This window comes from Enterococcus sp. DIV0876, assembly GCF_050529585.1.
Taxonomy (GTDB): Bacteria; Bacillota; Bacilli; order Lactobacillales; family Enterococcaceae; genus Enterococcus_D.
Genome location: NZ_CP172882.1, coordinates 2129085 through 2145000 on the forward strand (window position 1 = coordinate 2129085; position 15916 = coordinate 2145000).

At 41.4% G+C, this 15916-nt stretch carries 13 protein-coding genes, 12 tRNA genes and 2 rRNA genes (1 of these 27 running past the window's edge); 3 read left to right on the forward strand and 24 right to left on the reverse strand.

The window, feature by feature from the left end:
* Nucleotides 1-921, forward strand: coding sequence for an ABC transporter permease (locus tag IGI41_RS09920; protein ID WP_430609632.1), 921 nt, complete (start codon nucleotides 1-3; stop codon nucleotides 919-921).
* Complete coding sequence (locus IGI41_RS09925) at nucleotides 918-1727, forward strand: ABC transporter ATP-binding protein (RefSeq protein WP_430609633.1); 810 nt, start codon at nucleotides 918-920, stop codon at nucleotides 1725-1727. The genes IGI41_RS09920 and IGI41_RS09925 overlap by 4 nt, the downstream gene beginning before the upstream one ends.
* Before the next feature lie 60 nt (nucleotides 1728-1787).
* On the opposite strand, the gene IGI41_RS09930 is transcribed toward IGI41_RS09925, so the two are convergent.
* The 10 genes from IGI41_RS09930 to arcA all read right to left on the reverse strand — a co-directional run bounded on the left by IGI41_RS09930 (nucleotide 1788) and on the right by arcA (nucleotide 11915).
* On the reverse strand, nucleotides 1788-2432 hold the full coding sequence (locus tag IGI41_RS09930) for a V-type ATP synthase subunit D (RefSeq protein ID WP_430609634.1): 645 nt from the start codon (nucleotides 2430-2432) through the stop codon (nucleotides 1788-1790).
* Nucleotides 2432-3820, reverse strand: a complete 1389-nt coding sequence (locus IGI41_RS09935) for a V-type ATP synthase subunit B (RefSeq protein ID WP_430609635.1) — start codon at nucleotides 3818-3820, stop codon at nucleotides 2432-2434. The genes IGI41_RS09930 and IGI41_RS09935 overlap by 1 nt, the downstream gene beginning before the upstream one ends.
* Nucleotides 3820-5595, reverse strand: coding sequence for a V-type ATP synthase subunit A (locus tag IGI41_RS09940; RefSeq protein WP_430609636.1), 1776 nt, complete (start codon nucleotides 5593-5595; stop codon nucleotides 3820-3822). The genes IGI41_RS09935 and IGI41_RS09940 overlap by 1 nt, the downstream gene beginning before the upstream one ends.
* Before the next feature lie 31 nt (nucleotides 5596-5626).
* Nucleotides 5627-5941 carry a V-type ATP synthase subunit F gene (locus tag IGI41_RS09945; RefSeq protein WP_430609637.1) on the reverse strand — a complete coding sequence of 105 codons (315 nt, stop codon included), beginning with the start codon at nucleotides 5939-5941 and terminating at the stop codon, nucleotides 5627-5629.
* Nucleotides 5934-6935: a V-type ATP synthase subunit C gene (locus tag IGI41_RS09950; protein WP_430609638.1), complete on the reverse strand. Its 1002-nt coding sequence runs from the start codon at nucleotides 6933-6935 to the stop codon at nucleotides 5934-5936. Before IGI41_RS09950 ends, IGI41_RS09945 begins: the two co-directional genes overlap by 8 nt.
* A 14-nt stretch (nucleotides 6936-6949) precedes the next feature.
* Complete coding sequence (locus IGI41_RS09955; protein WP_430609639.1) at nucleotides 6950-7540, reverse strand: V-type ATP synthase subunit E; 591 nt, start codon at nucleotides 7538-7540, stop codon at nucleotides 6950-6952.
* 15 nt (nucleotides 7541-7555) lie between these two features.
* On the reverse strand, nucleotides 7556-8029 hold the full coding sequence (locus tag IGI41_RS09960; protein WP_430609640.1) for a V-type ATP synthase subunit K: 474 nt from the start codon (nucleotides 8027-8029) through the stop codon (nucleotides 7556-7558).
* The gene (locus IGI41_RS09965) at nucleotides 8013-10001 is read right to left on the reverse strand and encodes a V-type ATP synthase subunit I (protein ID WP_430609641.1); all 1989 of its coding nucleotides are present in this window, start codon (nucleotides 9999-10001) and stop codon (nucleotides 8013-8015) included. Before IGI41_RS09965 ends, IGI41_RS09960 begins: the two co-directional genes overlap by 17 nt.
* Entirely contained in the window at nucleotides 10002-10313 is a 312-nt protein-coding gene (locus tag IGI41_RS09970) for a hypothetical protein (protein WP_430609642.1), read from the reverse strand.
* A 378-nt stretch (nucleotides 10314-10691) separates the two neighbouring features.
* Entirely contained in the window at nucleotides 10692-11915 is a 1224-nt protein-coding gene (gene arcA, locus IGI41_RS09975; protein ID WP_430609643.1) for an arginine deiminase, read from the reverse strand.
* Nucleotides 11916-12325: 410 nt separating this feature from the next.
* Between arcA and IGI41_RS09980 the strand changes: the two genes are divergently transcribed.
* Nucleotides 12326-14338: a beta-galactosidase gene (locus tag IGI41_RS09980; RefSeq protein ID WP_430609644.1), complete on the forward strand. Its 2013-nt coding sequence runs from the start codon at nucleotides 12326-12328 to the stop codon at nucleotides 14336-14338.
* 119 nt (nucleotides 14339-14457) lie between these two features.
* Here the strand turns inward: IGI41_RS09980 and IGI41_RS09985 are convergent.
* The 14 genes from IGI41_RS09985 to IGI41_RS10050 all read right to left on the reverse strand — a co-directional run.
* A tRNA-Leu gene (locus tag IGI41_RS09985) sits at nucleotides 14458-14542 on the reverse strand.
* Nucleotides 14543-14569: 27 nt separating this feature from the next.
* A tRNA-Cys gene (locus tag IGI41_RS09990) sits at nucleotides 14570-14640 on the reverse strand.
* Between the two features lie 42 nt (nucleotides 14641-14682).
* A tRNA-Gln gene (locus tag IGI41_RS09995) sits at nucleotides 14683-14754 on the reverse strand.
* An 11-nt stretch (nucleotides 14755-14765) separates the two neighbouring features.
* Nucleotides 14766-14838 (reverse strand) — tRNA-His (locus tag IGI41_RS10000).
* Between the two features lie 30 nt (nucleotides 14839-14868).
* Nucleotides 14869-14942: transfer RNA gene (locus IGI41_RS10005), tRNA-Trp, on the reverse strand.
* Nucleotides 14943-14947: 5 nt separating this feature from the next.
* Nucleotides 14948-15028, reverse strand: a tRNA-Tyr gene (locus tag IGI41_RS10010).
* A 1-nt stretch (nucleotide 15029) separates the two neighbouring features.
* Nucleotides 15030-15105, reverse strand: a tRNA-Phe gene (locus IGI41_RS10015).
* Nucleotides 15106-15141: 36 nt separating this feature from the next.
* Nucleotides 15142-15215 (reverse strand) — tRNA-Asp (locus IGI41_RS10020).
* A 4-nt stretch (nucleotides 15216-15219) separates the two neighbouring features.
* Nucleotides 15220-15292 (reverse strand) — tRNA-Val (locus tag IGI41_RS10025).
* 22 nt (nucleotides 15293-15314) lie between these two features.
* Nucleotides 15315-15386 (reverse strand) — tRNA-Glu (locus IGI41_RS10030).
* 10 nt (nucleotides 15387-15396) lie between these two features.
* Nucleotides 15397-15485 (reverse strand) — tRNA-Ser (locus IGI41_RS10035).
* A gap of 47 nt (nucleotides 15486-15532) precedes the next feature.
* Nucleotides 15533-15606 (reverse strand) — tRNA-Asn (locus IGI41_RS10040).
* 8 nt (nucleotides 15607-15614) lie between these two features.
* Nucleotides 15615-15730: ribosomal RNA gene (gene rrf / locus IGI41_RS10045) — 5S ribosomal RNA — on the reverse strand.
* 75 nt (nucleotides 15731-15805) lie between these two features.
* Nucleotides 15806-15916: ribosomal RNA gene (locus IGI41_RS10050) — 23S ribosomal RNA — on the reverse strand; it runs 2804 nt beyond the window's last position.

Sequence of the window (15916 nt, forward strand, 5' to 3'; positions counted from 1 at the left end):
ATGAATTTGTTAAACACGTTCTTGGTCTTACTTCAATCCGCAACTTCCCAAGGTGTTCTTTGGGCACTGCTGGCAATTGGTGTCTACCTGACTTTCCGTATTTTAGATATTGCTGATTTAACCGCTGAAGGTAGTTTTCCTTTAGGTGCGGGAATTGCTGCAATCAGTATTACCAATGGGTACTCCCCTTTGCTGGCAAGTCTGTTTGGTTTTTGCGGAGGGCTGCTAGCAGGTCTCGTTTCGGGACTTTTACACACAAAACTAAAAATCCCTGCATTGTTGGCCGGGATCATTACAATGACTGGACTTTACTCCATCACGAATCGGGTCATGGGGGCACCAAATATTGCCTTATTGGGTCAAGATACAGTCTTTACCACCTTTCAAGAAATGGGCTTGACCAAAAACAACGCCGTCATCATCGCTGGCTTTTTGTTTGCAGCTGTTGTGGTATTGCTGCTCTTCTTATTTTTTAGAACTGAAATCGGGTTGGCATTACGGGCAACTGGTGATAACTTAGCCATGAGTGAAGCCAACGGTATCAATACGGACAATATGAAGATCATCGGTTACATGATTTCTAATGGTTGTATCGCTTTGTCCGGTGCTTTATTGGCACAAAATAATGGCTTTGCCGATTTAAACTCCGGTATCGGAACTATCGTCATCGGTCTTGCATCGATCATTATCGCAGAAGTGCTTTTCGCAAATAAATCATTGCTCATTCGATTGATCACCATTGTGATTGGTGCCATCGTTTACCGCTTTATTTTAGCAGTTGTCTTCGAATTCAATGTCGAAGCAAATGATATCAAATTGGCGTCTGCCATCGTGTTAGTCATCTGTTTATCATTGCCGCAACTACGGACAAAACTTGGCTTACAAAAATTGGCACCCAAACCTAAAGGAGGTCAATCATGACAGAACCTGTTTTAACGATTGCGCAACTGCACCAAACCTTTGAAAAAGGAACAATCAATGAAAACCATGTTTTAAAAGGAATTGACCTTGAAATGAATCATGGTGATTTCATTACGATCATCGGCGGTAATGGTGCCGGAAAATCAACATTATTGAATAGTATCGCTGGGACGATTCCAACAACACAAGGACAGATAACCTTAGATGGTAAAGATATCACTCGTTTGTCGGTCACAAAACGTGCGAAAGACATCAGCCGCGTCTTTCAAGACCCTCGTATGGGGACTGCTGTCCGACTAACGGTTGAAGAAAATTTGGCCCTCGCTTACAAACGGGGACAGACGCGCGGCTTTTCCACTGGTGTCAAAGCAAAAAACCGCGCTTTCTTCAAAGAGCAATTGGCTAGCTTGAATCTAGGCTTAGAAAATCGCTTGACAGCAGAAATCGGTTTATTATCTGGTGGCCAGCGTCAAGCAATTACCCTCTTAATGGCAACATTGCAACAACCGAAACTGATTTTACTTGATGAACACACTGCCGCATTGGATCCGCAAACTTCTTTAACAGTGATGGCTTTGACGGACCAATTGATTCGGACACAGCAGTTGACCGCGTTTATGGTGACCCATGATATGGAAGACGCCATTCGCTACGGCAATCGCTTAGTGATGCTTCACCAAGGCAAGATCGTCGTTGATATTGCTGGAGAACAGAAACAACATTTAACAGTCCCCGAATTGATGGAGATGTTCCATCAAAATAGCGGAACTGAATTAAAAGATGATCAACTCCTATTAAAATCATAAAAAAATACCTTTTACCTGTCACATCGATGACAAGTAAAAGGTATTTTCGTATAATCACGGCTATTCTGATTCATTTTCAGCAATGATGTCTGTAACTTTCATTAAGCGGGTCAATGTCGCCCGCTCATCTTCTGCTAAATTGCTTTCGATATATTGGATCGTCTCTGTAAGCTTTGGAATCGTCATATACTCCAAGGCATTCACGCGGCGTCTTGTCCGTTCGATCTCATTTGCCATCAATTGACAGGTCTTCTCGATTTCAGCCAATTGCAGCATCAGCGGCAGCATTTGATCCAAATGTGTCAAAGCCAGATCCAACTCGCTAGTGGTACTAACAAAGCCATAGGAAAAATCATCATCCGTCGTCTCTTCTTCAAAAACTGGATTTAACACCGGTACATCCATATTCATGATCGTTCTACTCTGAATGTCCAATGTTACCTTGTTTAGCGGAATCATAAAGGCTTCTTGCAACACAACATCAGGGATACTGCTGGAAGCCAATACATATTCAGCCATTCCGGCTTGCAAAGCTGCTTCCATTTGTTTGCGTAAATCTTGATTTTTTTTGACTAGCTGAATGAATTGGCGCACCAATTCATCTTGCTTGTCTTTTAGTAATTTATGTCCTCTTGTCGCTGTCGTCAACCGTTTCCTTAAACGGCTCAGTTCCATCCGAGTAGGATTGACATTTAAAATCGCCATTAAGCATTCACATCCTCAGAGGTTGGATAATAGGTATCGATAAATTCTTCTTTGATTCGGCTCAATTCTTGTTTCGGTAAAGTAGCCAATAGTTTCCAACCCAAATCCAACGTTTCTTCGATCGTTCGATTGGTTTCAAAACCTTGATTGACGTACTCTTTTTCAAAAAGATCCGCAAAACGGGCATACTTCTTATCCATATCAGATAATGCCGACTCCCCTAAAACGATCGATAATTCTTTGGCTGCCTTTCCATCAGAATAGGCCGCATATATTTGGTTCATCGTCGCTGCATGATCGCCTCGGGTCTTGCCTTCCCCTGTTCCCTTATCTTTCAATCGTGATAGACTCGGCAAAATATCCACTGGTGGATTGATATTGCGCTTATAGAGATCGCGGGATAAAATGATTTGCCCTTCTGTGATATAGCCGGTCAAATCAGGGATTGGATGGGTTTTGTCACCATCTGGCATGGTCAAAATCGGAATTTGAGTGACAGATCCTTCCTTGCCTTCCAAGCGACCAGCGCGCTCATAGAGGGTTGCCAAGTTGGTGTATAAATACCCTGGATAACCACGGCGCCCTGGCACTTCTCTTCTTGCAGCAGAAATTTCTCTTAATGCTTCACAATAATTCGTCATGTCGGTCATGATCACTAACACATGCATGCCTTTTTCAAATGCCAAATACTCTGCTGCAGTCAAGGCCATTTTCGGTGTTGCGATCCGTTCGATTGCAGGATCATTGGCTAGATTCATAAATAAGACTGACCGATCCAAAGCACCGGTTTTTCGAAATTCATCTACAAAAAATTCTGCTTCTTCAAATGGGATTCCGATTGCAGCAAAGACGATTGCGAAGTTGCCTTCTTGACTTGGGACGGTTGCTTGACGTGCAATTTGGGCCGCAATTTCTTTATGCGGCAGACCTGAAGCTGAGAAAATCGGCAACTTTTGTCCCCGAACCAAGGTATTTAAATGATCGATAGTAGAGATTCCTGTCTGAATAAACTCATCAGGAAAATCACGCGCCATTGGATTGATCGCTTCACCATTCACATCCAAACGTTTCTCTGGTAAGATTCTCGGACCATTGTCTTTGGGTTTTCCAATCCCATCAAAGACCCGTCCAAGCATATCTAAAGAAACCCCCAATGTTAACCCGTTCCCCAAAAAGCGGACTTTGCTTTCTTCAGCACTGAGATTGCTGGTTCCTTCAAAAATCTGAACAACTGCTTTATCATCACTGACTTCCAGCACTTGACCTTGACGGATCTCGCCTGAGTCCATCCGCACTTCAACTAGTTCGTCGAATTTGACCCCTTTGACATTTTCTACTACCATTAATGGGCCTGCGATTTCAGAAACTGAACGATATTCTTTTAACATCAATGAACACCTCCAGTTTCAATGATTTTTTGCATGATTTCTTTGATGTCATGTTTGACTTCGTCAATTCGATTGAGTTCATTTTCTGGTACATATTTGCTTCGCGCAATCCGTTCCCGCAAATCGATCGTACCTTTGATGATATCATCCAGATACGCGCCTAACTGCAAGGCCCGTTTGGCTTGTTCATCAAATAGCAAAATATTTTCTAACATCTTGAATTGCTTGGTTCTAGATGTATATGTATCCACATCGTCAAAGGCATTTTGCTGTAAGTAATCTTGCCTTAAGGATCGTGCCGTCATCATCGTCAAACGATCTTTTTGTGAGAGGGAGTCCATCCCAACCAATTGAACGATTTCATCCAAACGGCTCTCTTCTTGCAAAACAGTCATTGCTTCATTGACCAATTCAGACCAACGGCTGCTCAATAATTGATCGAGGTACGTATTGATTTGATCTTCGTATAAAGAATAAGAATTCATCCAATTGATAGATGGAAAATGACGTTTTTGCGCCAATGCGCTATCTAACGCCCAAAATACTTTGACGATCCGCAACGTATTTTGTGTGACAGGTTCAGAAATATCCCCACCTGCTGGTGAAACCGCACCAATTGCAGTAATACTGCCTTCTCGTGGTTTGGTGCCAAGGGTTTGAAACCGTCCTGCTCGTTCATAATACTCAGCGATTCGACTGCCTAAATATGCTGGATAGCCTTCATCACCAGGGATCTCTTGAAGACGACCACTCATTTCTCGCAAAGCTTCTGCCCAACGGGAAGTCGAATCTGCCATGATCGCCACACTATACCCCATATCGCGATAATATTCAGCAATCGTGATACCAGTATAAATGGACGCCTCTCGTGCCGCCACAGGCATATTTGAGGTATTGGCAATCAATACCGTTCGTTCCATGATCGACTCCCCTGTATTTGGATCGATCAGTTCTGGAAATTCATTCATAACATCACGCATTTCATTGCCGCGTTCGCCACAACCTACATAAACAACGATGTCTACGTCAGACCATTTCGCGATCTGATGCTGAACAACTGTCTTACCTGCCCCAAAAGGTCCAGGTACAGCAGCGGATCCGCCTTTTGCGACAGGGAAAAACGTATCAATGACCCGTTGCCCGGTGACTAATGGCTCACCAGGATTGAGTTTCGTCGATACTGGACGGGGTTTACGCACGGGCCATTTTTGAACCATCGTTAATGGCAGTTCCCCCTCCGGTGTGTCCAATCGACAAACCACTTCAGTGATAGCAAAGTTACCTACCATAACTTCTTTTACGGTCCCTCTTTTCCCAGGCGGTACCATGATTTTATGCTCAATCACAGAAGTCTCTTGCACCAAACCGATGATATCTCCGGCTTGCAATTCATCGCCAACTTGGACTTGCGGAACAAACGTCCATTTTTTTTGACGATTCAATGGATCGATGGTCACGCCGCGTTCCAAGAAATCACTTTCTGTTTGACTCATAAATGTATCCAATGGCCGTTGGATACCATCGAACATCTGCGCCAATAATCCTGGCGCTAATTCTACAGACAGCGGTGCGCCAGTCGTTTCGACTGGTTCACCTGGACCAATTCCTGCGGTTTCTTCATAAACTTGAATTGAAACCAAGCCTTTTTTGATTTCAATGATCTCTCCGATCAAGCCTTTTTCACTGACTTTGCATATTTCGTGGATTTTTGCTCCGCTTAATCCTGAGGCGGTGACCAATGGTCCCGAAACTTTTTCAATAGTGCCAAATGCCACATTCATTCCTCCTAGCTGGCTAGCTGGTCTGTTAGGAATCTAATATATTCATTCCTACAGCCTTTTCTACATTTTGCTGAATTCTTGCCATACCGATGCCTAAGCTGCCAGTACTGCTAGGAATCGGGATAATCGCTGGCGTGGGCATTTCTTCAAATCGACGAACGATTGATTCTAATTGCTCGATCAATCGCTCAGTGAGAAAAATAACGCCATAGTCATCAGCCATTTCTTCTAATTGTTGGGCCGCCTGTTTCAGATCATCTACTGGATAGATATCGATTCCAAGGCCTTGGAAAGGGAGAATCGAATTTTTTCCACCCATCATTGCGATTTTTTTATTCATAACTATCACGCACCCGACTTCTTAAAATCTCCTCTGGTACTTTGTTGATTTTGCCGATCAAGAGAATACGCAAATTTTTGCTCTCGATTTCTTTGGCATACAAATACCCAATCAAAGCGGCTGGTCCAAAGGGGACGATTTTTTGTTCTTTTAATTTTGCCATTAAAAAATTGTCTTTGCGCAAATCGAAGGTATTCAAGGTTTTCTTTTCGATCAACTCTTCGTAGCTCGCATTGATCAATTCTTTATACGGTGTATTTTGCAAATAAGCAACAAAGGCTTCTAATGAAGTAGTGATTTCCGCCAACAGTTCTTCAGCAGGCAGACTGCCATTATCGGCCAATACCGCACTGATAAAGCCGCGTTTTCGCTGCATCGCATAACTGCGTAAAACTGTAGAAATATTAAAGATATCGATTTGTCTTTGAATCAATTTTTGCAAAAAATCATCTTCATATTCTTTGCCCAAAGCCCACAAATGGGCCCAATAATGATTATCAAAAATAATATCGATGGATTGTACTTCATGATAATTTTCGATATAAGAAAATACTTCTTCGATACAATCTATCATTTCTGGTGCCACTTGATTGCTTCTTCTCGTAGTGACCAAATCTCTCAATACAGTTAGCGATTGCGTGCCGATCGGTACTAAAAATGAAGAAAAATCAGCTTGCATATAATTGGCTTTTACCAAAACCTTTAAATTTTGGTAATCATATTTCAATGCAAAATAATCAATGATTTTCCGGTCTGGTGCCAATTGATACATATTTTCATACACACGTTTCAATTCTGCAGTCAGTACTCCTTCAAAATCATGGACACGATCATCCTCATTGATAAAATCACCATACACGGTTTCTTGCAACATTCCATAAATTTCCTCTCCCGAATTCGCATTCAGCATACGCTCATAACGGGTTCGGTCAAACAGTTGCGATTCATACGTACGAATCCGTGTATTGATGGTGTTGTATTTGATGTCATTCATCTTCTTCCACCTACTTACTGTTCAAAAATCATTTGCAGTAATGTATTGCTCAGTTCTTCTTTGTTGGCATCAAGTAAGGCATCGAAAATAAAGTTCATTTCAATGGCACCTTGTCGCAGCAAAAAGCCGCCTTTACGTGGAATGTATTTTGATGAGACCTGCAATTGTATGTCATTGACCGATTCATGCAATTTTGCAATGGCAGCTTCGTCTAAAAGCCCTGCGGTTTTTTCACCTAAGACCAATTCAACCTCACCTGAAAGATTGGCTTGCTGAATGCCGCTTTCCACAAAGCGAGCAAAATCTGTCGCAGTCATTTGATTCAATCGAACCAATGCTTCTTCAAACAAATCATCCAATACCGCTTGTTTGGCGGCCAACACTTTATTTCTTGACTGGATATGCACATCAGAAATTTCTAAAAACATCGCTGCGCGCTTTTCTTTTTCGTAAAAAGCCAGTCTTTCAGACATTTCCTGTTCCAGTTGCCCGCGACGAATCCGTTCTTGCTGTTCATTTTCTTTTTTTGCTTCTTTGATCTGCAGTTGATATTTCTTCTCGGCATCTGCCGTAATTTTATCCGTCAATTTTGTAATATCAGACATTGATTTTTCCCCCTCTTAATTCAAGACAAGCAAGAAGGAAATAACGAACCCTAAAATACAATACGTTTCCATCATCGCCACAAAGATAATCCCTTTGGTCACATGTTCTGGTTTTTTGGCTAAGATCTGCATCGCTGCACTTGCCGCACGTCCTTGCCATTTACCTGCAATAATTGCTGTCAACGCAATTGGTAAAGAAGCAATAAATAGATACAATCCGCGGTCAAGGGTGATGCCGCCGCTGATTTGTCCAAAAATCATAAATGAGATAACGAACCCATACAATCCTTGGGTACTAGATAATAATTCCAAGATCAATGCTTGTCCAAATTTTTCTGGTTGTTCAGCAATCAAACCAGCCGCAGCCTCACTGGTCATTCCGACACCGATCGTTGAACCGATCCCACCGCAAATCGTTGCTGTTGCAACACCTAAAGCCGCAAAGACAATGCCGCCATATTCATAAAAGAAACTAATCCAATTTTCCATTCTTTTCCTCCTGTATCTCATTTTCTGAGACAACTTCTACATATTTTTCGTTTGATTTAAATGGGTCGAAGGCACGTCCGCCTCCAGTGAAAAATTTACCGAAATACTCTAAATACTGTAAACGGATCCCGTGAACATAGGCACTCAAATAACTCAAAAAGATATTTAAGCCATGCAAGGCTACAAAGAGTAAAATACCAACGGTAAAGCGTGCTGGTACAGGTAAATAGCTGATGATCAAGTTGAAGGCTGAAGCAATACTCCCGCCAGCCACACCTAATGCCATCAGACGTGTGTAACTGATCAAATCACCAACATAATTGGTCACATCCATCAGACTATATAAACCTGAGCCGATTTTGCCGACCAATGTATTGCCTTCAAAACTCCCGCCGATCACTACGGCCAATAAACTCGCAGCCAGTAAGATCAACCCAACTGTTTGCATGGGTGTATCAGGGAAAAGCAGCATGCCTAAAGCAACGAAGACCACACTGACAAGGAAGACCATCCACGAGCCCGCTTGGAACAATGCTTGCAATTTTTGGTCTTTCTTCTTCCACAGGACATAAAATTTCAATGCCAAGCCAAACATAATTTGGATATAACCAAAAATTACAGAAAGCACCAAAATTTGGTTGACATCATCTTGGGCTGACAACAATTGGAATGAAAATTCAAAACCAAAGAAGTTCCCATAGATCAAGCCCCAGATAATCGTTGGAATCGAACATAGTTGAAACAACGTCAAATTTTCTGACAGCCCTTGGCTCAAGTGAAAGACTTTTTTTCCAATCAAAGTAGCCAAAAACAAGAGCAGACCATAACCAAAGTCAGCGACCATCATCCCAAATGCTACCATATAAAAAGGCGCCATAAATGGTGTCGGATCCAACTCATCATACTGCGGCAAGCTGTACATCCGAACAAGTCCTTCAAAAGGTTTGATCCAGCGTGAATTCTCCAATAATATCGGTACTTCTGCTATTTCTTTTTCCGTCACTTCTTGGTATTCGAGGTAATAGGTTCCAGCAGTGCCTTTCTTGATGCGGGCTTCCAATGCTTTGGCAGCATCTACAGGAATCCACCCAGAAATCGATACAGCATGGGCTGAACGCAACAATAATTCATTGCTTTTTGCCCGCTTGATGGCACCATCCAAATACTCAGCAACGATTTTTAATTGTTCTTGTTCTGAAATCATCGCTTGTAATGTCGCTTTGATTGATTTTTCTTCATCTATTAACGTTTGGGATTTATTTTTCAGTGCTGCTAAGTCTTCCTCCGGCATACCTTGGTATGGATAGATATACTGCTCAAAAGCCGCTTTTTTCAAAAGAGTGGTGGCTTTGTCTTTGATATCTTTATGAAAAAGAACCAACACATAAGCTGTAGATTGAGATTGATAGATCGTTTCGACATAGAGTAGTGGCATCCTTTCACTTTCCTGTATGAAAGCATCAACCTCTGTATTTGGGATCATCCCAAGTTGTCCGCCAGCTTTTTTTAACTCATTGAGTACACTGGGCCGTTCTTTAAAATACTTCCAAATCGACAACTCTGCTTCTTGCGCCAATACATCTCTTTTATCTTGATCAATCAGTCGAAGACGTTTGTCATGTTTACGAAGGGTTTGGCAAAGTTCTTGCCAAGGATAGGTGTGGGCGATATGGGCCAATTCTTGAATGGTATATTGTTTGATAGGCTGACGCAGTTTAGCCAGCATACTTTGTTTTGGTACATATTCTTCGATAAAATTTAAACTCCAGTTGACTTGGCCATACTGGTTTTCCAGTTCTTCTGCTTGTTCCTCATGTACGGAGGTCAGTATACCTGTTGTTTCTTCAGTTGCATAATACTTCTCTGAAGCAAGCAACTCTACGCCTTGAAAGTCTTGCAGCTGTGATAAAACAGCTTCTTTCTGTTCGTAAAAGGTCAGCAGACTGAACTTTTGCATTTTTGCAATTGCCATTTATGTCACAACCTTATTTATTATTATTGCTAATGCTTCTTCTTTCAGTGCTTGAGGGATAGAACGTAGCGTTTTCACTTCTGCTTGCGTCTTTTCCAACAATGGTTCTTTAGATTGTACCAATTCTGCTGCAATTTTCTCTTTGATCAAGTTTTTTTGCTGTGCTTCCTTTTGTGCCAATTCCTCTTGAAAAGCACTCAATCTGATTTTTCTTTCTTCAGCTAACTGTTTTTTATCTGCTTCTGCTTCTTTATTTTTTGCTTCTGCAAATTGTTCAGCTTCTTGTAATAATCGAATTGCATCAACTGCCATTTTTTCACCTGCTTTCTTATTTTTCCCGCAAAAAAAAACCACTACAAATCATGCATGTGGCATTCGCTGTGCGTAAGATGTTCAAAATCAATGAGTGGCAAATACCTTCACCTATTCACGTTTTCTAATATAACCGTAACATAAATTTCTTGTCAGAACAAGGTTTGGCCTGTTTTTTTATAGTCTTTACATATAAAAGTCACAAAAATTACACATTTTGACTGAAAGAAATCCTTTTCACAAAAAATGCTGGTATTTTATCTAAAAAAAGAAAGATGAGAAAACATTTTTCGTTTCAAATCTTTCTTTTATGAAAATCTATTCTATTTTTTAACTTATACAATAACCAAAATCAACAAAAAATTTAAAATAACACTGTTATATATATTCTCGTATAAACGGCATACTCATGCACCGTGGACCGCCTCGCCCTCTGACTAACTCGCTGCCAGGGATTTCGTTCAATTTGATTCCTGCTTCCTTCAATAACCGATTTGTGACTAAATTACGATCGTAAACGATGACTTCCCCTGGAGCGATCGCCAATGTATTCGAACCATCATTCCATTGTTCTCTAGCAGCGGCAGTAAAGTCATCCCCCCCACAACGAATGAGTTGAACAGCTGTCAAATCCAAATAACGGCACAAAATATGGGCTAAAGTATCTCTTTCTTCAAAAATTTGCACCCCATTTTTCTTTTTGCTGATCGAATAGACAGAAAGTTCCTCTTCGATTTCAGGATGAATCGTAAAAATATCCTTATCTACCATTGTAAAAACAGTATCCAAATGCATGAATTTGCGCTCTTCTCCAATATTGAAAGCCAAAATATGTTCAAAACTTGGTTCAGTCTCAAAAATCGTTTGGGCAATTTTTTCGATCGAGGCCACTTCTGTTCGTTGAGAAATACCGATAGCCACCAACTTATCGGACAAAATCAACTGATCGCCGCCTTCAATACGGGTTGTGTCATCTCTGTGATATAAGAAATTGATTTGATTCTCCGCAAACATTGGATGGTGATGAAAAATTTGATTGCCATATAACGTTTCACGACGGCGTGTTTGCGCATACATGCGATTTAAGGACACACTGTTTCCGATAGTAGCAAAAGGGTCTCGCGTAAAATAAAGGTTAGGCATTGGATCGATCAAAAAGGGATAGCTTTCCTCTACAAGGGCGGTTAAATTCAACCGGTCAGGTATCGATAATTCATTCTTTTTTAATCCAGCCATCGTATGATCGATCAAGGACCGAGGATCTTTGATGGACATAAAGTACGCAAAAACTTCTTTTCGGATATATTCATCTTGAATCAGTGCTTCATCCAAGAAGCTGTTTAAGAAGACTTCTTTGGCTTCTGTAGAAATCAATGTTTCAGCTGCAAGATCTTCAAGATACAACACCTCCACACCATTTTGCCTCAATGTATCAGCAAAGAAATCATGTTCTTTTTGTGCTTGTTGTAAAAAAGGGATATCATCAAATAATAATCGATCCAGATAATCTGGCATCAGATTTTCTAACTCAGCTCCTGGCCGATGCAGCATAACTTTACGCAAACGTCCGATTTCCGAAAATAGTTGGATAGGTTTGGTCATTTTGTTCGCTCCTTTGATAGACTAACTAAAATAACAAAATTGGTATTTGTTTTATACATACATATGCATGAAAGAGATTATATAAGGTGTATGAAAAGATTTATATGAATAAAAACTGATTAAAGTCAAACAAAATTTATTTTAAAATAACTGAGTAAAATAACTCATCATCAAAAAATAACTTTATATAATCACATATAAGTAATTTTAACTTTCATATAAAAAAACAGCAAGTCAAAAGGATTGCAACGAAAACCCCTCTGACTTGCTTTATCATAGAAATAAATCTCTTTTTGAACAATTTTCGTATTTTTGCATGATTTAAAGCAATGTGATGGTAGCGCTGACATGAGCCTTTTTATTTTGCTAGAATACACGTAGCAACTATCTATTTTATGAGGTGAAAAAAATTGAAAAAACAAACCCAGATGTATTATGGTGCAGATTACAATCCTGAGCAATGGTCAAAAGATGTTATTTTAGAAGATATGACACTGATGAAACAAGCTGGCGTCAATTACGTGAGTATCAATATTTTTGGTTGGGTATCCCTCCAACCAAATGAATCAACCTTTGATTTTGCGTTTCTTGATTGGTTGATCGATTTATTATATCAGAACGAAATAATGATTGATCTGGCTAACGGTACCGCTTCTCCTCCTGCATGGCTGGTAAACAAATACCCAGATATGATGCCGATGACTATTCATGGCAATCGTTTGGTACACGGCTCAAGACAGCATTACTGCCCGACTTCAGAGACTTATCGACACTATGCGGCAGTATTGTCTGCAGAAGTGGCCAAAAGATACCATGACCATCCTGGAATCGTCATGTGGCATATCAACAACGAATATACTTGTCATATCCATGAGTGCTATTGCGCTCGATGCCGCACTAGATTCCAACAATGGTTAGAAGATAAATACCAAACGATCGATGCATTGAATACTGCATGGTCAACGAAATTTTGGAGTCAAAGCTATAGGGAGTGGCATGAAATCTTCTTGCCTGAACAAATGCCAACCTTCAAAAATCCCGCACAACAATTGGATTATGCACGCTTTATTTCAGCGATGAACCTTGAAATTTACTTGATTGAAAAAGAAGCAATCGCTACCTACTCAAAAAATATACCATTCATGACGAACCTTATGGGGTTACATAAATATGTAGACGGTTTCAAATGGGCTCCTGAAATGGATGTTGTGAGTTGGAACACATACCCAAATCCTTTTAGTCCGATGCCCTACCCTCAATTTCTAGCCAATGACCTAACCCGCAGCCTTAAGAAAAAGCCGTTTTTGATCATGGAACAAGCCCCAAGTGCCGTAAACTGGCGGGAAGTCAACGGGAGAAAAAAAGCTGGTCAAATGCGCTTGTGGAGTTATGAAGCGATTGCTCATGGCTCTGATGGGATCATGTTCTTTCAATGGCGGCAATCAAGGGGCGGCGCTGAGAAATTCCATAGCGCAGTTGTCCCACATGGTCAACCTGCTGAGAGTCGTGTCTTCAAAGAATGCTGTCAGTTAGGCAATGAACTAAAAGAATTGCAGGAAGTGGTTGGTACACAATTCATGGCGGACGTAGCTGTAGTTTTCGATTGGGAAAACTGGTGGGCGCTGGAACTTGATGCAAAACCACGTTCATTAAAATATATTCATCAAATGAGCCGTTTATACGAAGCTTTGAGGGATTTGAATGTAACTGTCGACTTTGTCCACCCAGATGAAGATATCAGCGCCTATCGCTTTGTGATTGCACCAAATCTATATTCAGCCCATCAATCGTTTGGTAAGAAAATCAATAATTACGTGGCCAATGGTGGTGTTTTCTTGACCAATTTCTTCAGCGGTATCGTCAATGAAAATGATCAAGTATATTTAGGCGGTTACCCTGGCCTCTTTAAAGAGACACTAGGCATTACTGTCGAAGAATTCTCCCCTTTAAAAGAAACTATGCACGGAAAAATCACCTTTGACCAGCACACATTCACAAGTAATTTATGGGAAGAAGTCATTCATTTAGATCAAGCAACGTCATTTGGATATTTCGCCAATGATGACTTGAAAGACTCCCCTGCGATCACAGTGAATCATTATGGTGACGGGTATGCTTATTATATTGGCACTGAATTAGCACCATCAGATTTGTCACTCGTATTAGCAAAAATTTTCCATGACAATCATCTAGAAAAAACAGCATTAAGATTTATAGCAGCAGATACGCCAGTGTCTGTGACTTGCCGCAAAGGTAAGGACTACACCTTGCTCTTCTTGATCAACCATACAGATAACAACGAAAAAATCGTACTAAAAAATCAAGGGTATTCTCTTCTCGATGGCCAAAGGGTCAATACTATCGATGTCCCTGCTAAAGACGTGCAGATAATTAAACTTATGGCTAATGCCGATAACAAATGATTGGCATGTATTGTAAGCCAATTGGAAATTGCCTACTTTCCAATTGGCTTTTTAGATTCGACTATATTCAAAGTCAAAAAAAATATACCTTTCTTCTAAGAAGAAAGGTATATCATCGATACCGGCGGCCGGGGTCGAACCGGCACGCCCTCAACGGGCACTGGATTTTGAGTCCAGCGCGTCTGCCAATTCCGCCACGCCGGCATGTTGAAAGTGTATAATTTAGTACGAAGGCGGTAACCGGATTTGAACCGGTGATGAAGGTTTTGCAGACCTCTGCCTTACCACTTGGCTATACCGCCATTATACTATTGTTGCTTTATACAATCAAGAAAAGATTGTAACTGGGGTAGCTGGATTCGAACCAACGCATGACGGAGTCAAAGTCCGTTGCCTTACCGCTTGGCTATACCCCAAAATTGAAAAGGGCGAATGATGGGAATCGAACCCACGAATGCCGGAGCCACAATCCGGTGCGTTAACCACTTCGCCACATCCGCCGTGATGTGAAAATTGCTTAAAATATATAATGGCAGGGGCAGCAGGAATTGAACCCACACTAACGGTTTTGGAGACCGCTGTTCTACCTTTAAACTATGCCCCTATGAATGGAGGAGAGTGGATTCGAACCACTGAACCCTAAGGAACGGATTTACAGTCCGTCGCGTTTAGCCACTTCGCTACTCCTCCATGGTGGCGCGGGACAGAATCGAACTGCCGACACATGGAGCTTCAATCCATTGCTCTACCAACTGAGCTACCGAGCCATATAAGTATATGTTTTTTTACAAAAATAATGAAAACGGTCTGGACGGGACTCGAACCCGCGACCTCCTGCGTGACAGGCAGGCATTCTAACCAACTGAACTACCAAACCGTAATGGGGGTTAACGGGTTCGAACCGCTGACCCTCTGCTTGTAAGGCAGATGCTCTCCCAGCTGAGCTAAACCCCCGTGGGTGTTCATTATATTGTAATGATCCGTACGGGACTCGAACCCGTGTTACCGCCGTGAAAGGGCGGTGTCTTAACCACTTGACCAACGGACCAATGTTTAAACGGAGAGTAAGGGATTCGAACCCTTGAGACAGCGTTAGCCATCTACATGATTTCCAATCATGCTCCTTCGGCCACTCGGACAACTCTCCAGGCGTAAAGAAGCTCAATACCCTTGTTTTGTTTCTCTATTAGAGAACTCCGGCAGTAGGACTCGAACCTACGACATCATGATTAACAGTCATGCGCTACTACCAACTGAGCTATGCCGGAATGATACAGCGTGGCGACGTCCTACTCTCACAAAGGGAAACCCTTCACTACAATCGGCGCTAAGAAGCTTAACTTCTGTGTTCGGCATGGTTACAGGTGTATCCTTCTTGCTATCGCCACCACACTATTCAATTGAGTAAGTGTTGCTCACTCAAAACTGGATTGAAGAATCAAAACTCTTTCCGAGTTTTACTTTTACTTGGTTAAGTCCTCGATCGATTAGTATCAGTCCGCTCCAACTATCACTAGCCTTCCACTTCTGACCTATCTACCTGATCATCTCTCAGGGATCTTACTTTCTTAAAGAAAT